This is a genomic window from Mycobacterium angelicum (assembly GCF_002086155.1).
Lineage (GTDB): Bacteria > Actinomycetota > Actinomycetes > Mycobacteriales > Mycobacteriaceae > Mycobacterium > Mycobacterium angelicum.
The window spans coordinates 1-16,247 of record NZ_MVHE01000061.1; the positions used below are offsets into that span (position 1 = coordinate 1).

General features: G+C 68.3%; 15 protein-coding genes and 1 tRNA gene. 7 read left to right on the forward strand and 9 right to left on the reverse strand.

Going from position 1 to position 16,247, the window contains the following annotated elements:
* Nucleotides 1–2,237 (forward strand): hypothetical protein (locus BST12_RS32215; protein ID WP_211281344.1); only part of this gene is annotated, 2,237 nt, incomplete at its 5' end.
* A 39-nt stretch (nucleotides 2,238–2,276) separates the two neighbouring features.
* Here BST12_RS32215 and BST12_RS23495 read toward each other — a convergent pair.
* Nucleotides 2,277–2,360: transfer RNA gene (locus BST12_RS23495), tRNA-Tyr, on the reverse strand.
* Nucleotides 2,361–2,429: 69 nt separating this feature from the next.
* On the opposite strand from BST12_RS23495, the gene BST12_RS23500 reads away from it, so the two are divergent.
* The 4 genes from BST12_RS23500 (at nucleotide 2,430) to BST12_RS23515 (ending at nucleotide 7,215) form a co-directional block, all read left to right on the forward strand.
* Nucleotides 2,430–2,921: a YajQ family cyclic di-GMP-binding protein gene (locus BST12_RS23500; protein ID WP_083115657.1), complete on the forward strand. Its 492-nt coding sequence runs from the start codon at nucleotides 2,430–2,432 to the stop codon at nucleotides 2,919–2,921.
* A gap of 11 nt (nucleotides 2,922–2,932) precedes the next feature.
* Nucleotides 2,933–4,426: a flavin-containing monooxygenase gene (locus BST12_RS23505; RefSeq protein ID WP_083115658.1), complete on the forward strand. Its 1,494-nt coding sequence runs from the start codon at nucleotides 2,933–2,935 to the stop codon at nucleotides 4,424–4,426.
* 22 nt (nucleotides 4,427–4,448) lie between these two features.
* Nucleotides 4,449–5,474: an NAD(P)H-dependent glycerol-3-phosphate dehydrogenase gene (locus BST12_RS23510; protein WP_083115659.1), complete on the forward strand. Its 1,026-nt coding sequence runs from the start codon at nucleotides 4,449–4,451 to the stop codon at nucleotides 5,472–5,474.
* Between the two features lie 217 nt (nucleotides 5,475–5,691).
* Nucleotides 5,692–7,215 carry a SulP family inorganic anion transporter gene (locus tag BST12_RS23515; protein ID WP_083115660.1) on the forward strand — a complete coding sequence of 508 codons (1,524 nt, stop codon included), beginning with the start codon at nucleotides 5,692–5,694 and terminating at the stop codon, nucleotides 7,213–7,215.
* A gap of 136 nt (nucleotides 7,216–7,351) precedes the next feature.
* Here the strand turns inward: BST12_RS23515 and BST12_RS23520 are convergent, their stop codons facing one another.
* From BST12_RS23520 to grcC1, 3 genes are all read right to left on the reverse strand, one after another.
* Nucleotides 7,352–7,708, reverse strand: a complete 357-nt coding sequence (locus BST12_RS23520; RefSeq protein ID WP_083115661.1) for a type II toxin-antitoxin system HicB family antitoxin — start codon at nucleotides 7,706–7,708, stop codon at nucleotides 7,352–7,354.
* A gap of 36 nt (nucleotides 7,709–7,744) precedes the next feature.
* Complete coding sequence (htpX, locus tag BST12_RS23525; protein WP_083115662.1) at nucleotides 7,745–8,605, reverse strand: zinc metalloprotease HtpX; 861 nt, start codon at nucleotides 8,603–8,605, stop codon at nucleotides 7,745–7,747.
* Between the two features lie 68 nt (nucleotides 8,606–8,673).
* Nucleotides 8,674–9,681: a nonaprenyl/(2E,6E)-farnesyl/geranylgeranyl diphosphat synthase gene (grcC1, locus tag BST12_RS23530; RefSeq protein WP_083115663.1), complete on the reverse strand. Its 1,008-nt coding sequence runs from the start codon at nucleotides 9,679–9,681 to the stop codon at nucleotides 8,674–8,676.
* 21 nt (nucleotides 9,682–9,702) lie between these two features.
* On the opposite strand from grcC1, the gene menJ reads away from it, so the two are divergent.
* Both menJ and BST12_RS23540 read left to right on the forward strand, forming a co-directional pair.
* A complete protein-coding gene (gene menJ / locus BST12_RS23535; protein WP_245850520.1) occupies nucleotides 9,703–10,932 on the forward strand; it encodes a menaquinone reductase in 1,230 nt (409 codons plus the stop codon).
* 90 nt (nucleotides 10,933–11,022) lie between these two features.
* Nucleotides 11,023–11,361, forward strand: a complete 339-nt coding sequence (locus tag BST12_RS23540) for a DUF732 domain-containing protein (RefSeq protein WP_083115664.1) — start codon at nucleotides 11,023–11,025, stop codon at nucleotides 11,359–11,361.
* On the opposite strand, the gene BST12_RS23545 is transcribed toward BST12_RS23540, so the two are convergent.
* The 5 genes from BST12_RS23545 to BST12_RS23565 all read right to left on the reverse strand — a co-directional run bounded on the left by BST12_RS23545 (nucleotide 11,358) and on the right by BST12_RS23565 (nucleotide 16,243).
* A complete protein-coding gene (locus tag BST12_RS23545; protein WP_083115688.1) occupies nucleotides 11,358–12,047 on the reverse strand; it encodes a demethylmenaquinone methyltransferase in 690 nt (229 codons plus the stop codon). The genes BST12_RS23540 and BST12_RS23545 overlap by 4 nt on opposite strands.
* A gap of 51 nt (nucleotides 12,048–12,098) precedes the next feature.
* A complete protein-coding gene (locus tag BST12_RS23550) occupies nucleotides 12,099–13,244 on the reverse strand; it encodes a glycosyltransferase family 4 protein (protein ID WP_083115665.1) in 1,146 nt (381 codons plus the stop codon).
* A gap of 62 nt (nucleotides 13,245–13,306) precedes the next feature.
* Complete coding sequence (locus tag BST12_RS23555; protein ID WP_083115666.1) at nucleotides 13,307–13,795, reverse strand: DUF3592 domain-containing protein; 489 nt, start codon at nucleotides 13,793–13,795, stop codon at nucleotides 13,307–13,309.
* Nucleotides 13,792–15,426 carry a 2-succinyl-5-enolpyruvyl-6-hydroxy-3-cyclohexene-1-carboxylic-acid synthase gene (gene menD / locus BST12_RS23560; RefSeq protein ID WP_083115667.1) on the reverse strand — a complete coding sequence of 545 codons (1,635 nt, stop codon included), beginning with the start codon at nucleotides 15,424–15,426 and terminating at the stop codon, nucleotides 13,792–13,794. The genes BST12_RS23555 and menD overlap by 4 nt, the downstream gene beginning before the upstream one ends.
* Nucleotides 15,427–15,451: 25 nt before the next feature.
* Entirely contained in the window at nucleotides 15,452–16,243 is a 792-nt protein-coding gene (locus tag BST12_RS23565) for an alpha/beta fold hydrolase (RefSeq protein WP_083115668.1), read from the reverse strand.
* Nucleotides 16,244–16,247: the final 4 nt, after the last annotated feature.

The following is a 16,247-nucleotide window of genomic DNA, read 5'->3' on the forward strand; positions in this document are numbered from 1 at the left end:
GCACCGGAGGGATGGGTGGGTCTGCCGGCGGCCAGACTGGCGGGATGGGCGGCAACGGCGGGGCCGGAGGGGCCGCGGGCGCCGGCGGTGCAGACCCCGCCGGCGGTGTGGCGGGCACAGCCGGAACCGGCGGGGCCGGCGGCACCGGCGGCAGAGGCGGCGACGCCGTGATCATCACACCCGACGGCAATGGCTTGGACGGCGGCGCCGGGGGCGCCGGCGGCGCCGGCGGCCACGGTGTCGGCACGGGCAGCGGCGGCGTTGGCGGAAACGGCGGGGCTGGGGGCGCCGGAACGCGTGGCGCCGATGCGCAGGGTGGTTCTGTCGGTTTCAACGGCGGCAATGGCGGTGCCGGCGGTGACGCCGGTACCGGAGGCCTGGGCGGCGACGGAGTTACCGTTGCCGCAGCGGGCACCGGCGGAACCGGTGGAACCGGCGGCGCGGGCGGCGGCGCATATGCCAGTTATGCGGGCGGCGTTGGTGGGCAAGGCGGTGCCGGCGGAAACGCCGGCACCGGCGGAACCGGCGGCCGCGGCGGCACCGGCGGTGCCGGCGGCACCGGTGGCGACGCCATCGCCGGGTTCGGCTCAGACGGCGGCAGCGGCGGAACGGGTGGCGCCGGCGGCGACGGCGGCAATGCCGGCGCCGGCGGCACCAATGGCAGCGGCGGCACCAATGGCAGCGGCGGTGCCGGCGGTGCCGGCGGCACCGGCGGAACCGGCGTCGACGGCTCCAACGGGAACGTGAACCACCACCCCGGTAGCGACGGCGGCACCGGCGGGGCCGGCGGCACCGGCGGTGCGGGCGGTCATATCGGATCCGGCGGGACGGGCGGCACTGCGGGTACCGGCGGCACCGGGGGCAGTGGCGGTACCGGCGGCAACGGCGGCAACGGCGACAGCGGCTTGGACGGCGGGCTCGGCGGGCAAGGTGGGCAAGGCGGTGCCGGCGGCAACACCGACGCCGGCGGCACCAATGGCGCCGGCGGCGCCGGCGGTGCCGGCGGCAGTGGCGGCAACGGCGGCAACGGCAACAACGGCGTCGGCGGCAACATCAACGGCGCCAACGGCGGCAACGGCGGCAATGCCGGCGCAGGCGGCAACGGCGGCAACGCCGGCACCGGCGGCAGCGGCGGCAACGGCGGCGCCGGCGGCAGTGGCGGCAGCAACGGTTCCGGGCAGGGCAGCGGCGGCAATGGCGGCGACGGCGACCTCCCCGACGGCGTCGGCGTGGGCGGCAACGGCGGCAACGGGGGCAACGGCGGTGCCGCCGGAGTGGGCGGCACCGGAGGCGCCGGCGGCAGCAACGGCAACAGCGGCAACGGCGGCACTGGCGGCAACGGAGGCGCCGGCGGGTACGGCCCCGGGAGTTTCCTATCGACGACCGGCGGCGGAGCCGGCGGCAACGGCGGCAGCGGGGGTGATGCCCCCGGCGTCGGCGGCAGCGGCGGCGACGGCGGCACCGGCGGCACCGGCGGCGGCGGCGGTAGTCCGGGCAACCTGTTCGGCTTGTTGGCCACAGGGGGCGCCGGCGGTACCGGCGGGAACGGAGGTGCCGGCTACAACTTCGGCGGTGACGGCGGCGCCGGCGGCACTGGCGGGACCGCCACACAATTCGGCACCCCTGGCAGCGGCGGGACCGGCGGTAGCGGCGGAGACGGGTACGCATCGGCCAGCGTTGGGGGCGCGGGCGGGACCGGTGGCAACGGCGGCGCCTCCGGGAAAAGCGCGGCCGGCACCCCCGGCGGCGGCGCTGGCGGCAACGGTGGCAATGGCGGCACCGGCAGCGCCGCAGGCGGTGCCGGTGGCACCGGCGGCCAAGGCGGCGAAGGTGGGCAAAGCGGCCCAGGCCTGCCGTTCCCGCCCGCCAATGGCACGGGCGGAAGCGGCGGCCAAGGCGGTAATGGCGGTGCGTCGAGGAACTTCGACGGCGCGGGCGGCGCCGGCGGTACCGGCGGCGCCGGCGGCACCGGCGGCCTCGGCATCTTCAACGATCTCCCGGGCGGTGCCGGTGGCAGCGGCGGTAGCGGCGGCACCGGTGGAACCGGCGGCAACGGCGCCGGCGACAACGGCGTCGGCGGCCACGGCGGCGCCGGCGGCGAGGGTGGGACCGGCGGCGACAGCACCGGCGGCAACGGCAGCGACGGCGGACCTGGTAGCAGCGGCATCGCGCCTAGAGGCGCTAACGGCGGAGCCGGCGGTAGCGGCGGAGGAGGTGGCGCCGGCGGGCCGGCCTGACAACACTGCCACCGGCACGACCGCGCTCACGAAGACTGTTGGTGGCAGGTACAGGATTCGAACCTGTGAAGCTTTCGCGACGGATTTACAGTCCGCTCCCATTGGCCGCTCGGGCAACCTGCCGCCTAGCAGGTTACAACGAACGGGTAGACAGTTCACAAACGGCTAGCACCAAGGAGGAGGGGCTATCGCATGGCGGACTCATCGTTCGACATCGTCAGCAAGATCGACCGCCAGGAGGTTGACAACGCGCTGAACCAGGCCGCCAAGGAACTCTCGACACGGTTCGACTTCCGCGGCACCGACACGACGATCGCCTGGAAGGGCGAGGAGGCAGTGGAGCTCGTCTCGTCCACCGAGGAGCGCGTCAAGGCCGCCGTCGACGTCTTCAAGGAGAAGCTGATCCGCCGCGACATCTCGATGAAGGCCTTCGACGCCGGCGACCCGCAGGCCTCCGGCAAGACCTACAAGGTCACCGGCACCCTCAAGCAGGGCATTAGCAGCGAGAACGCCAAGAAGATCACCAAGCTCATCCGCGACGAGGGCCCGAAGACCGTCAAAACCCAGATCCAGGGCGACGAGGTCCGCGTCACCAGCAAGAAACGCGACGACCTGCAGGCCGTTCAGGCGCTGCTGCGAGGGGCCGACCTCGACGTCGCACTGCAGTTCGTGAATTACCGATAGCGAGGTTGGCGATGGCCGTGGCCCCCCATGAAGCAACCGACGTCGACGTCGTCATCGTCGGCGCCGGCATCTCCGGCCTCGGCGCCGCATTTCGGCTCACCGAGCGCAACCCCAAGCTGACCTACGTCATCCTGGAGCGGCGGGCGCAGATCGGTGGCACCTGGGATCTGTTCCGCTACCCGGGTGTGCGATCGGACAGCAGCATCTTCACGCTGAGCTTTCCGTTCGAGCCGTGGACGCGCCAGGAAGGGGTCGCCGACGGCGATCACATCCGCGAGTACCTGACCAACACCGCCCGCAAGTACGGGATCGACCAGCACATCCGGTTCAACAGCTACGTGCGCGCAGCCGACTGGGATTCGTCGACCGACACCTGGACGGTCAGCGTCGAGCAGGACGGCGGGAACGCCCAAAAGCAGTACCGCGGCCGGTTCGTGTTCTTCGGCAGCGGCTACTACAACTACGACGAGGGCTACACACCCGAATTCCCCGGCATCGAGCAGTTCGGCGGGACCCTCATCCATCCGCAGCACTGGCCCGAGGAATTGGACTACACGGGCAAGAAGGTCGTGGTGATCGGCAGCGGAGCAACCGCGGTCACGCTGATTCCGTCGATGGCAGAACGCGCCGCGAAAGTGACCATGCTGCAACGCTCGCCGACCTATCTCATCTCGGCGTCCAAGTACAGCAAGGTTGCCGCGGTGAGCCGTAAACTATTGCCGCGCAAAGCTTCTCACTTGGTTATCCGCACCTACAACGCCTTGATGGAGGCGGTGCTCTGGTTCCTGTCGCGCAAGTTACCGGGGATGATCAAATGGATGCTGCGGCGCAAAGCGGTCAACAGCCTGCCCAAGGGCTATGACGTCGACACCCACTTCAAGCCCCGCTACAACCCGTGGGACCAGCGGTTGTGCCTGATTCCCGACGCCGATCTCTACAACGCCATCGCCGACGGCCACGCCGACGTCGTCACCGACCACATCGACCATTTCGACGCCAAGGGAATCGCGCTCAAGTCCGGCAACCGCCTGGACGCCGACATCATCGTCACCGCCACCGGCCTGCAGTTGCAGGCCCTCGGCGGCGCCACGATCAGCATCGACGGAGTCGAAATCAATCCCCGGGACCGCTTCGTCTACAAGGCGCACATGCTGGAGGACGTGCCGAATCTGTTCTGGTGCGTCGGCTACACCAACGCATCCTGGACACTGCGCGCCGACATGACCGCACGGGCGACGGCAAAACTCTTGGAGTTCATGGCAGCTCACGGCTACACCCACGCCGCCCCGCACCTGGGTGACCAGCCGATGGCCGAGAAGCCGGCGTGGGACATTCAGGCCGGCTACGTGCGACGGGCGCTGCACGCCCTGCCCAAGTCGGGCACCAAGCGACCGTGGAATGTCCGGCAGAACTACTTCGCCGACGCCATCGACTACCGGTTCGACCGCATCGAGGAGGCCATGCTGTTCGGCCGCGCTGCAGACCGGGCACCTTTAGCCGGGTAATTCTGGGTTTACGCTGAACCCCATGGCAGCTGAGATGCGTGAACCCAACGTCGTTGTCCTCGGTGGCGGTTCCTGGGGCACCACCGTTGCGTCCATTTGCGCGCGCCGCGGACCGACGCTGCAATGGGTGCGCTCCGCGGAGACCGCCACCGACATCAACGAAAAGCACCGCAACAGCCGCTATCTCGGCAACGAAGTTCTACTCAGCGAGACGCTGCGGGCCACCACCGATTTCGCCGAGGCCGCCAATTGCGCCGACGTCGTGGTGATGGGCGTGCCCTCGCACGGCTTCCGCGGCGTGCTCACCGAGCTGAGTAAGGAACTGCGGCCGTGGGTGCCGGTGGTCTCCCTGGTCAAGGGGCTCGAGCAGGGCACCAATATGCGGATGTCGCAGATCGTCGAGGAGATCCTGCCCGGTCACCCCGCCGGCATCCTGGCCGGACCCAACATCGCCCGCGAGGTGGCTGAGGGCTATGCCGCCGCCGCGGTGCTGGCCATGCCCGACCAGCACTTGGCCACCCGGCTGTCGGCGCTGTTTCGCACCCGGCGTTTCCGCGTGTACACCACCGACGATGTGATCGGTGTCGAGACGGCGGGCGCCCTCAAGAACGTCTTCGCCATCGCGGTGGGGATGGGCTACTCGCTGGGCATCGGCGAAAACACCCGGGCTCTGGTCATCGCGCGCGCACTGCGCGAGATGACGAAGATGGGCGTGGCACTGGGCGGCAAGAGCGAAACGTTCCCGGGCTTGGCCGGCCTCGGCGACTTGATCGTCACCTGCACCAGCCAGCGCAGCCGCAACCGGCACGTCGGCGAACAGCTTGGCGCGGGCAAACCGATCGACGAGATCATCTCATCGATGAATCAAGTCGCCGAGGGCGTCAAAGCGGCCAGCGTGATCATGGAGTTCGCCAATGAATTCGGTCTGAACATGCCGATCGCCCGCGAGGTTGACGCCGTCATCAACCACGGCTCAACGGTGGAGCAAGCCTACGAGGGCTTGATCGCCGAGGTACCGGGACACGAGGTTCACGGCTCGGGTTTCTAAACGTTAGGCCCGCCACAGTAAAGATTTGCGTTCGCTATGCACCTTGCGCGTCCGGTTGCCGAGGTGTGCCCGCGCCAATACCTTCGAACAAGTCACTAGGCGTTCAAGACCCAGAACAAAGACGTTCCAGGACGTTCTAGCGAATGATTGTATTCGCTTGTGCGCCAATATGTTACGAGTACGTGATACGACGTATACGGGCGGGAGCATCGGACCGATGCAACAAATCGAAAAGCTTTATCAGCCATCGCAATTCGATCGATTGCGATCAATCATGCAACACGACTTGCCCGCCTCGCTCGTCGTTTTCCTTGTGGCGCTGCCCTTGTCACTGGGCATTGCCATCGCCTCGGATGCGCCGGTCCTGGCCGGACTCATCGCCGCTATCGTCGGCGGGATTGTCGGCGGCGCGCTGGGCGGGTCGCCGCTGCAGGTCAGCGGTCCCGCGGCGGGGCTCACCGTGGTGGTGGCCGATCTGATCGCCGAGTTTGGCTGGGGCATAACCTGTTTCATCACGGTTGCCGCCGGCGTCATGCAAGTGCTGTTGGGCCTGAGCCGGGTTGCGCGTGCGGCCCTTGCGATCTCACCGGTGGTGGTACACGCCATGTTGGCCGGTATCGGAATCACCATCGCGCTTCAGCAAACTCACGTGTTGCTGGGTGGGGAGTCTCATAGCTCGGCCTGGGACAACGTAATTGGGTTGCCGGCGCAGATTCTCGGCGCGCACCGGCCCGGACTCATCCTCGGCATGCTCGTGATCGCCATCATGGTTGCCTGGCGCTGGGCGCCGGCCAAGCTGGCCGCTGTTCCCGGGCCGTTGGTGGCGATCGTGGTGGTGACGACGATCTCGGTGGTGTTTCCGTTCCAGGTATCCCGGATCACGCTGGACGGGTCGGTCCTGGAAGCGCTGCAGCTGCCGACACTGCCCCACGGCAATTGGGCGGCCGTCGTCCTGGGGGTTATCACCGTCACGCTGATCACCAGCGTCCAAAGTCTGCTGACCGCAGTAGCCACCGACCGAATGCACAACGGACCGCGCACCGAACTCAACCGTGAGCTGATCGGTCAGGGTGCGTCCAACATCGTGTCGGGCGGGATCGGTGGGCTGCCCATCGCGGGTGTGATCGTGCGCAGCTCGGCCAATATCAAGGCGGGGGCGAAAACCAGCGCTTCGACGATCCTGCATGGTTTTTGGATCCTGCTGTTCGCACTTCCGTTTGCCGGCCTCATCGAGCAGATCCCCACCGCAGCGCTGGCCGGGTTGCTCATTGTCATCGGGATTCAGTTGCTGCAACCGGCGCACATCGAAACCGCCTTGAAGACAGGCGATTTGGCCATCTACCTGGTTACCATCGTCGCCGTCGTCTTCCTGAATCTGCTGCACGGCGTCGTGATCGGGCTGGCACTGGCCATCGCGATGACCGGATGGCGAGTGATACGAGCCAAGGTGGACGCCGAGCCCGTCGGCGACGAATGGCGGGTGATCGTCGAAGGTGCCTGCACATTCCTCTCGCTGCCCCGGCTCACTCGCGAGCTGGCTTCGGTGCCGGAACGCGCCACGGTGACGCTGCACATTGCGGTCAACTACCTCGATCACGCTGCACACCAGGCGATTACGGACTGGCAGCGGCAGCACCACGCCACCGGCGGCAAGGTTCGCATCAGGGGTGTGCTGGCGAGAGGACACTCGGCTCGCCTGGACGGGTCCGCCGAAGGAAAACGCCCCGAAGCCGCCGCCTAGCCGCTCGTGCGATATCGCCCGCGATATCGCATTTCAAAAGGCACTCATGGTTGAGACCGGCGCTCCCGGGCAATAGTGCCCTTCAAAATGAGATATCGCCCGCGATATCGCAAATCGGTAAGGCTTCCGGCGCGTCCTAATCAAAGAGGAACGCACTGAGGCCGCCGCCAAGCGGACGACCGGAGAGCTTCTGAACCACCAACTGGTTCATCGAGATCTGCTCTTCGGCAGCTTCGATAGCCAACCGCTCATGCAACGCCGGTGAAGTTCTCACGATGAATTTCCCGCTATACCTTCGTTCGGTCAACGGTTCGGGCGGCTGCAGGTCGCTTTCGGCCAGAGCACGCAAGTGCTCGTCGACGGCATCCGAAGCGGCGGCCAGGGCCTCCCGCGCGGTCGGCGCCCCTCGCGACAGGAACGGCAACTCGACGCACCTACCGACGTATTGGTGTTCCTCGAGCGACCACTGCACGCGAAAGGTGTACCGGTTCACGCGGATTTGATAGCACAGGTGACGTCAACGCGGCAGTCACCCGCGCGCCATGGCCTCCAGCCGGCGGATGCGGTCCTCGATCGGCGGGTGGGTCGAAAACAGCGACCCGATCCGCTCACCCGCCCGGAACGGGTTGGCGATCATCAGGTGCGCCTGGCTGGCCAGCTGCGGCTCCGGCGGCAACGGCGCCATCTGCACACCGCCGGAAATCTTGCGCAGCGCCGACGCCAGCGCCAACGGGTCCCCGGTCAGCACCGCGCCCGACTCGTCGGCCTGATACTCCCGCGACCGGGACACGGCCAGCCGCACCACCGTCGCCGCGATCGGCCCCAGCAGCGAAACCAACAGCAACGCAAAGGGATTCCCGCCTTCTCTGTTCCCGCCGAACGCACCGAACCACAGCGCCATGTTGGCCAGCGCGGTGATCACCGACGCCAGAGCGCCCGCCACACACGAAATCAGGATGTCGCGGTTATAGACGTGCGACAGCTCGTGCCCCAGCACGGCACGCAACTCGCGCTCATTGAGGATCTGCAGGATGCCGGTGGTGCAACACACCGCGGCGTTGCGCGGGTTGCGTCCAGTGGCGAACGCGTTGGGCGCGCTGGTGTCACTGATGTACAGCCGCGGCATCGGCTGATGGGCAGCGGTGGCCAGCTCGCGCACGATCCGGTACATCGCCGGCGCCTGCAGCTCGGAAACCGGCTGGGCGTGCATGGCCCGCAACGCCAGCTTGTCGCTGTTGTAGTAGGTGTAGACGTTGATCCCGACCGCGAACAGGGTGGCCAGGATCAGCGCCGTCCTGCCGAACAACGCGCCGACGAACACGATCAGTGCGGACATACCGACCAATAGGACGAAGGTCTTCAGCCTGTTGGCATGGGGATGCCAGGTCATTAGTGGTCCTCCTAGGAGCTTCTAGCTAACCCAACGCCATCATGGCCCGTTGGGTTCCTAGAAGCCGCCTAACCGTGCCGGCTGATGGTGTAGTCGACCAGTGCGGCCAGCGCATGCCGGCCCGGAACGTCGGGCAGCAGATCCAGTTCGTGACGCGCCTGCGCCGCGTACTGCGCCAGCACGTCTTTGGCCTTGGCCATGCCCGGCGACGCCCGCAGCAGCGTCAGCGCTTCGAGCACCTCGGCGTCGTCGCGGACCGGCCCGGCCAGCAACTCCCGCAGCCGCACACTGTCGGGTCCGGTTTCGCGTAGCGCGTAGAGCATCGGCAGCGTGTGCACACCCTCGCGGATATCGGTGCCCGGCACCTTCCCCGACTCCTGGGATTCGCTGTCGATGTCGATGATGTCGTCGGCGATCTGGAACGCAGTGCCCACGATGTTGCCGAGCCGGCTCAGCCGCTCGACCTGGTCTTCGTCGGCGCCGGAAAACATGGCGCCGAACCGGCCCGCCGCCGCGATCAGGCTGCCCGTCTTCTCGTGCACCACCTTCAAGTACTGCTCGATCATGTCGGCGCCGTCCGGGGCGCCACGCGTCTCGCGCATCTGCCCCGTGACGAGCTCGGCGAACGTGTCGGCGACGATGCGGACTGCCTCGGGTCCCAGCCAGGACACCAGCCGCGAGGCCGTCGCCAACAGGTAGTCGCCGGCCAGAATCGCCACATTGTTGCCCCAGCGCGCATTGGCGCTCGGGGCGCCGCGGCGCACCGCGGCCTCGTCCATCACGTCGTCGTGGTACAGCGTCGCCAGGTGGATCAGCTCGACGACCGCCCCGGCGGTCGTGACCTCTGCGGCCTCCGGGTTCGGCCCCGTCTGGGCCGCCAGCACGGTGAAAAGCGGACGGAAGCGTTTGCCGCCGGCCAGGAAGAGGTGCAGCAGCGAATCGGTCATCACCTCGTGGGAACCGCGCAGCTCGGCGTCCATGAGCTGCTCGATCCGGGCGACACCCGCGCGCACGGTGGCGGCGAATGCGGCGTCGCCGATGTCAACGCCCGCCACCACAGTCGCCGGAGTACTCACCCGACCAACATACTGGTGGGCGTGAACAGCACCGCCGCCAAGGCAGACGTGGTAGTCGTCGGCGCCGGACCGGCCGGCTCCGCGGCGGCCGCATGGGCGGCGCGTGCGGGCCGCGACGTGCTCGTCATCGACTCGGCGAGTTTCCCCCGGGACAAGGCCTGCGGGGACGGGCTGACGCCCCGCGCGGTGGCCGAGCTGCGGCGGCTGGGGCTGGGCGACTGGCTGGACGGGCATATCCGTCATCGCGGGCTGCGGATGAGCGGCTACGGCGCCGATGTGGAAGTGGAGTGGCCGGGGCCGTCCTTTCCGTCGTACAGCACCGCGGTGGCCCGGGTAGAGCTCGACGACCGGATCCGCAAAGTCGCCGAGGACTCTGGTGCCCGCATGCTGCTGGGGACGAAAGTCGTTGGCGCTCATCATGACTCATCGCGGCGGGTGATGTCGGTGATATTGGCCGACCACACCGAGGTGAAGTGTGGGCAGCTGATCGTTGCCGACGGCGCCCGCTCCGCACTGGGCCGCAAACTCGGCCGGCGCTGGCACAAGGAGACGGTGTACGGGACCGCCGCGCGCGGGTATCTGACCAGCGCGCGCGGCGACGAGCCCTGGCTCACCTCGCACCTGGAACTGCGCTCCCCCGATGGCGTGGTGCTGCCCGGCTACGGCTGGATTTTCCCGCTGGGAAACGGCGAGGTGAACATTGGCGTGGGCGCACTGTCGACAGCCAAACGACCAGCCGACCTGCCCTTGCGCCCACTCATCTCCTATTACACCGACCTGCGCCGCGAGGAGTGGGGCTTCACCGGTGAGCCGCGCGCGGTGGCCTCGGCGTTGCTGCCGATGGGCGGCGCGGTCTCGGGCGTGGCCGGACCCAACTGGATGCTCATCGGTGACGCCGCGGCCTGCGTCAACCCGCTCAACGGCGAAGGCATCGACTATGGGCTGGAGACGGGGCGCCTGGCCGCAGAACTGCTGGACAGGCGCGATCTGTCGCGGCTGTGGCCGTCGCTGCTGCACGACCACTACAGCCGCGAGTTCTCGCTGGCACGCAGACTCGCACTGCTGCTGACCTTCCAGCGGTTCCTGCCGGCCGTGGGACCCGTCACTGTGCGTTCCACCACACTGATGACCATCGCGGTGCGCGTGATGGCCAACCTGGTGGTCGACGAGGACGCCGACTGGGTGGCCCGGGTGTGGCGCAGCTGCGGGCGGGCATCGCGGCTCATCGATCGACGGCCGCCGTTCAACTGAGCACCCCAGTGCAGTTATTCGCGCACCCGCGCGTATTCCAGGACAACGTGCCCAAGACGACGAGGCCGGGCCCGGCGTATAGTCCACCTAATGAACGGCAAGAAGCTGGCAATGTCCGCAGGTATCGCAGCAGCGGCGATCGCGCTCGCCGCGCCGGCACAGGCCGACGACTACGACGCCCCATTCATGAACACCATTCATGGCTTCGGCATCTACGGGCCGCAGGACTATGACGCCTGGCTGGCCAAGATCAGTTGCGAACGGATCAGCCGCGGCGTGGACGGCAATGCCTACAAGTCGGCCACGTTCATCCAGAACAACCTGCCGCGCGGCACCAGCCAGGGTCAGGCATTCCAGTTCCTGGGCGCCGCGCTCGACCACTACTGCCCCGAGCATGTGGGCTTCCTGCAGCAGGCCGGAAACCGCTAAAGCGGCTTATACGCGGCGTGCACGGCCACGATGCCGCCGCTCAGATTCCGCCACCGCACGCCGGCCCACCCGGCTTGCGAAATCTGGTGCGCCAGCGTCTTCTGGTCCGGCCAGGCCCGGATCGACTCCGCGAGGTAGACGTACGCCTCGGGGTTGCTGGACACCGCTCGCGCCACCCGCGGCAACGCCTGCATCAGGTATTCCTTGTAGGCGGTGGCGAACAACGCGCTTGTGGGCGTGGAGAATTCGCATACCGCCAAACGCCCGCCGGGCGCGGTGACGCGGGCCATTTCGCGTAGCGCAGCTTGCTGGTCGACCACGTTGCGCAGTCCGAAACTGATGGTGACGGCATCGAAGACCCCGTCGCCGAACGGCAATCGGGTGGCGTCGCCGGCGACCTTGGGTACCTTGCGGGCAACGCCGGCGGCCAGCATCCCGACCGAGAAGTCGGCCGCCACACACCACGCCCCGGACTTGGCCAACTCCACCGTGGACACCGCGGTTCCCGCGGCCAGATCCAGCACTTTCTGGCCGGGCCCGATGCGCAACGCCGACCGGGTGGCTCGCCGCCAGTGCCGGTCCTGGCCGAACGACAGCACGGTGTTGGTCAAGTCATAACGGCGGGCGACGCCGTCGAACATCGAGGCGACGTCTCGGGGGTCCTTGTCCAGGGCCGCGCGGCTCACCACGACGACGCTAGCCGAACCGGGAATGGCGTGCCCGCCGAGGTGTTCGGTTCAGGCGTATCTGGGCCACGATGTCCCGGCCCGCCCGGGGTCGGACAGGACCGCTTCGTAGTGGCCGATCAGCTCGTCGCAGATCACCGCCCAGCCGCGGCCCAGCACACTGCGCCGGGCCGCCGGCGAGTACCGGTCTCGCTCGTCGATCAAGTGGGCCACCGCGGCCGGCAGCAAGGCTTCGAACTGCGCGACGGGCAACAGCAAGCCGGTGCGCTGCGAGGCGACCAGATCGCGTGGGCCGCCGGCGTCGGGGGCGATCACCGGCAGCCCCGACGCCAGCGCTTCCTGCACGACCTGACAAAACGTCTCGTGCTCGCCGGGATGCACGAATACGTCCATGCTGGCGTACGCCGTGGCGAGCTCAACGCCATACAGCGCGCCCGTGAAAACCGCTGTGGGCATTAACGATTGCAGCTTGCGCTGGTCGATCCCGTCGCCGACGATGACCAGCTGCACCGCCCCGGCAGCGGCGAGCACCGCGAGCCGATCCACATGCTTCTCGGGCGCCAGCCGGCCGACAAACCCGACGATCGGCTTGCCGTACGGCGACCACCGCCGCCGCAGCGCCTCGTCGCGCGCCGACGGCGCGAACCGGATCAGGTCGACACCCCGTGCCCACCGGTGCAGTCGCGGAAACCCCTGGGCGGCAAGGGCTTCCATGGTTGCCGTGGAGGGCGCCAGGGTGCGGTCGGCGAGGCTGTGCAGCCGACGGAACCACGCCCACGCGGCCCGCGCGGCGAATGGGATTCCATAGCTGGCCGCGAAACCCGGTACGTCCGTTTGATATACGGCGACGGTGGGGACGCCGAGGCGGCGCGCGGCGCGCAGCCCGCCGTAGCCGAGCAACGCCGGGGATGCCAAATGCACTACGTCGGGATCGAATCCGCGCAGCACCCGAAGCAGGCTCGGCGTCGGTACCCCCAGCGGCAGTGTGGTGACTTTGGGGAACATCCGCGACGGCGCCCGGTGTACCCGGACGCCGTCGTGCAGTCGCTCGGCGGGGGGTTGCCCCGGTGGGGCGTCCGGCGCGATGACGAGGGCCTCATGACCGGTGCGGCGCAGATGCTCGAGTATCCGCACGACCGAGTTGCTGACACCGTTGACGTTGGGCAGGAACGACTCTGCGACGATCGCAACGCGCACGCCACCACAGTGTCAGCGGCGACTGTCGCAAAGGTTGCCGACGGGCGTACGGGACGCGAAATTTAGCGATTGAGCCGCTTGTCCAGCAACGCCAACCCGACCAGCGCGACCGCAGCGGCCAGCCAGGCAACCACCGCGATGGATCCCGCGGGAATGATCGCCAGTCCGGCGTTGCGGTGCTGCACCCGCACCAGGTTGGGGTCCTTCTTGTTGTATTCCACGTAGATCCGCATGCCGGTGGCCAGCTCGGACGGATACAACACACCGAGCTCGGGCCGGTAGGTGACCCGCTCGGGGGTGACGAACTCGATGGTCGAGCGCCGCGGCCCGGCACTGAGCACCTCAGCCTGAGCGACGCCCATATTGCTCTCGATCGCCAGATCATCGCGCCAGGCACCGGCGACCAGCAACACCGACTGCAGCGTCACGAGCGCCGTCACCACCAGAATGGCGATTCGCACCCAGCGCACCACGATCCGGGCCCGGGTGTCCGGGAGATCCGCACTGGTACCGTGAATCAGGATGCGCAGCAACCGTTTCGGCGAAATCATAGGGCCGCTTTGATGGCGGCATGCAGCTGACGCAGCGAGGACCTGTCCGCTTTGACCTCCAGCACCCGCATGCCGGCACCGGTTTCGTCGAGGGCGGTCGCCAACTCGTCGGCCTCGATCTGCCGGCTCTCCACGTGGTAGGCGCGACACAGCGCGCCCACGTCGACGTCGTGCGGGGTGCCGAAAACCCGCGACGAGACGTCGGAGAACCGCGGGTCGCCCTGCTCGAGCAGTTCGAAGATGCCGCCGCCGTTGTCGTTGGAGACCACGATGGTGAGCTGTCGCGGTGTCGGCTCGGTGGGACCGATCAGCAGCCCGGAGCTGTCGTGGACGAAAGTCAGGTCGCCGATCAGCGCGATCGTGCGCCCCTGATGGGCCAGGGCCGCCCCGATGGCGGTGGACACCGTGCCGTCGATGCCGGCCACGCCGCGATTGGATCGCACCTGGATGCCGTGCGTATCCAGCCCGACCAGCGCCGCGTCGCGCACCGGGTTCGACGCGCCGAGCACCAGCTGGTCGCCCGGGCGCAGCGCGTCCGCCACGGCCGCGGCCACGTGCAGGCCGGTGGTCAGCGGGTGCGCCGCGAGCTGGGATCGCACCGCACGCAGCGCATGCTCATGCACCTCCGCGCAGCGGTGCAGCCACGCCGGGTCGGGTGTCCCGGTGGTGACCGCCCGGGTACCGGTGGCCTGTGAGTTGCCCGAGACATCCGGCCAGCGCGGCCCGGTGGTCAGCGCGTACACCGGCACCTTGGGATCGGCCAGCAAGGCCGATACCGGGCGGTGCAGCGTCGGGCGGCCCAGCATGATCACCTGCTGAGGGCGCAGCAGCGGCAGCGCCAGCGGATGCAGCGGATTGGCACCGGCGGGTGCCGTCGGCTCGGCGACGGTCGGCAACTCCGCCAGGTTGGGATGTACGCCGGCGCCATGCCCGGCGATGACGACCGTGTCAGCGGACAGGTCGATGTCCAGCGGCTGGTCGAAGGTGACCGGCGGCGTATAAGTCCACGGGCGACCGTCGGGCCGGCCGTCGGGGGTGCCGGCGCCGTATGGTTCCGGGCCGGGTACCAGCGGTTCACGCAGCGGGATGTCGAAGTGCACCGGGCCGGCGTTCGCGGTGCGAGAACCGGTGGCAGCGGCCAACACTCGGCAGGTAGCAGAGCGCCAGGTCGCGTTGTGGGCAGCCAGCCGATCGGGTGCATTCTCGGCCAGGCCCAGGCTGATGGTGGCGCGCACCTGCGAGCCGAAGTAACCCAACTGCTCCATGGTCTGGTTTGCCCCGGTGCCCAACAGTTCGTAGGGCCGATTGGCCGAGAGCACGATCAGCGGCACCCGGGCGTAGTTGGCCTCCACCACCGCCGGGCCCAGGTTGGCCACCGCGGTGCCCGACGTCATCGCGATGCACACCGGCGCGGATTTGTTGGGGGCGCCGATGGCCAGACCGATGGCCAGGTAGCCGGCGGTGCGTTCGTCGATGCGCACGTGCAACCGGATCCGGCCGGCCCGGTCAGCGTCCTGCAGCGCGAAAGCCAGCGGCGCGTTCCGCGAACCGGGGCATAACACCACGTCGCGGACGCCGCCGCGGATCAGCTCGTCAACGACGACGCGCGCTTGAGTCGTCGACGGGTTCATCAGTACAGGGTGGCACAGCGCCCGATCACTGCGTATTGGCGAGGCTGAAGAACTTCAGCATGGCGGCGTTGACCGGCTCCGGCCGCTCGAAGAAGCCGAGGTGGCCGGCGTCGGGTATCTGCAGGTAGCGCCCGTTGGGCAGGGCGTCGGCGACCTCACGTCCCAAATAGGGCGGGGTCACCATGTCGTCAGCGAAGCCGATTACCAGCACCGGTGCGGCGATGTTGCGGTAAGCCGCCAGCCGGTTGGTGGTCGGCGACACTTCCAGCTGGGCATAAAAGCCCGGGGTGTATTTGGTCGGCCACATGGTGAACATCGCGATCCAGTCCGCGGCGGCGTTGTCATCGTTCAACGTCTTGGGTGAAAAGTTCTCCATCATGCGAACTTTCGCGTCGAACGAGTCGGGCAGCGAGAGACCGGCGGCATAGAGGTCTTCCTCGGCCTTGCGGAAGAACTGGCGGCTGCGGTCCAGCCGGCCGCGGGTGGCCATCAGCACGGCGGAGTGGACCAACTCCGGACGCACCACCATGAGTTCCTGCGCGATGTACGAACCCATCGAGACCCCGACGATGCGCACGGGGGCGATGCCCAGTGATTCGATGATCGCCGCGGTGTCGTTGACCATGGTTTGGGTGGTGAAGCCTTCGGCGTTTTCGGTTGCGCCGATGCCGCGGTTGTCGAAGGTGATGACGCGGTAGCCGGCCGCCAGGAACGCCGGGAGTTGATGTGGATGCCAGGTGCGTCCAGGGCCGCCATGGCCCGAGATGAAGAGCACTGGGTCCCCGGTGCCGCGGTCTTCGTAAGCCAGGTTGATCACCCGA

Excerpts from the sequence above, each read along its gene's own strand:
- BST12_RS23500 (WP_083115657.1), top strand. The coding sequence starts at position 2,430 with ATGGCGGACTCATCGTTCGACATCGTCAGCAAGATCGACCGCCAGGAG.
- BST12_RS23505 (WP_083115658.1), top strand. The coding sequence starts at position 2,933 with ATGGCCGTGGCCCCCCATGAAGCAACCGACGTCGACGTCGTCATCGTC.
- BST12_RS23510 (WP_083115659.1), top strand. The coding sequence starts at position 4,449 with ATGGCAGCTGAGATGCGTGAACCCAACGTCGTTGTCCTCGGTGGCGGT.
- BST12_RS23515 (WP_083115660.1), top strand. The coding sequence starts at position 5,692 with ATGCAACAAATCGAAAAGCTTTATCAGCCATCGCAATTCGATCGATTG.
- htpX (WP_083115662.1), bottom strand. The coding sequence starts at position 8,605 with ATGACCTGGCATCCCCATGCCAACAGGCTGAAGACCTTCGTCCTATTG.
- BST12_RS23540 (WP_083115664.1), top strand. The coding sequence starts at position 11,023 with ATGAACGGCAAGAAGCTGGCAATGTCCGCAGGTATCGCAGCAGCGGCG.
- BST12_RS23555 (WP_083115666.1), bottom strand. The coding sequence starts at position 13,795 with ATGATTTCGCCGAAACGGTTGCTGCGCATCCTGATTCACGGTACCAGT.
- menD (WP_083115667.1), bottom strand. The coding sequence starts at position 15,426 with ATGAACCCGTCGACGACTCAAGCGCGCGTCGTCGTTGACGAGCTGATC.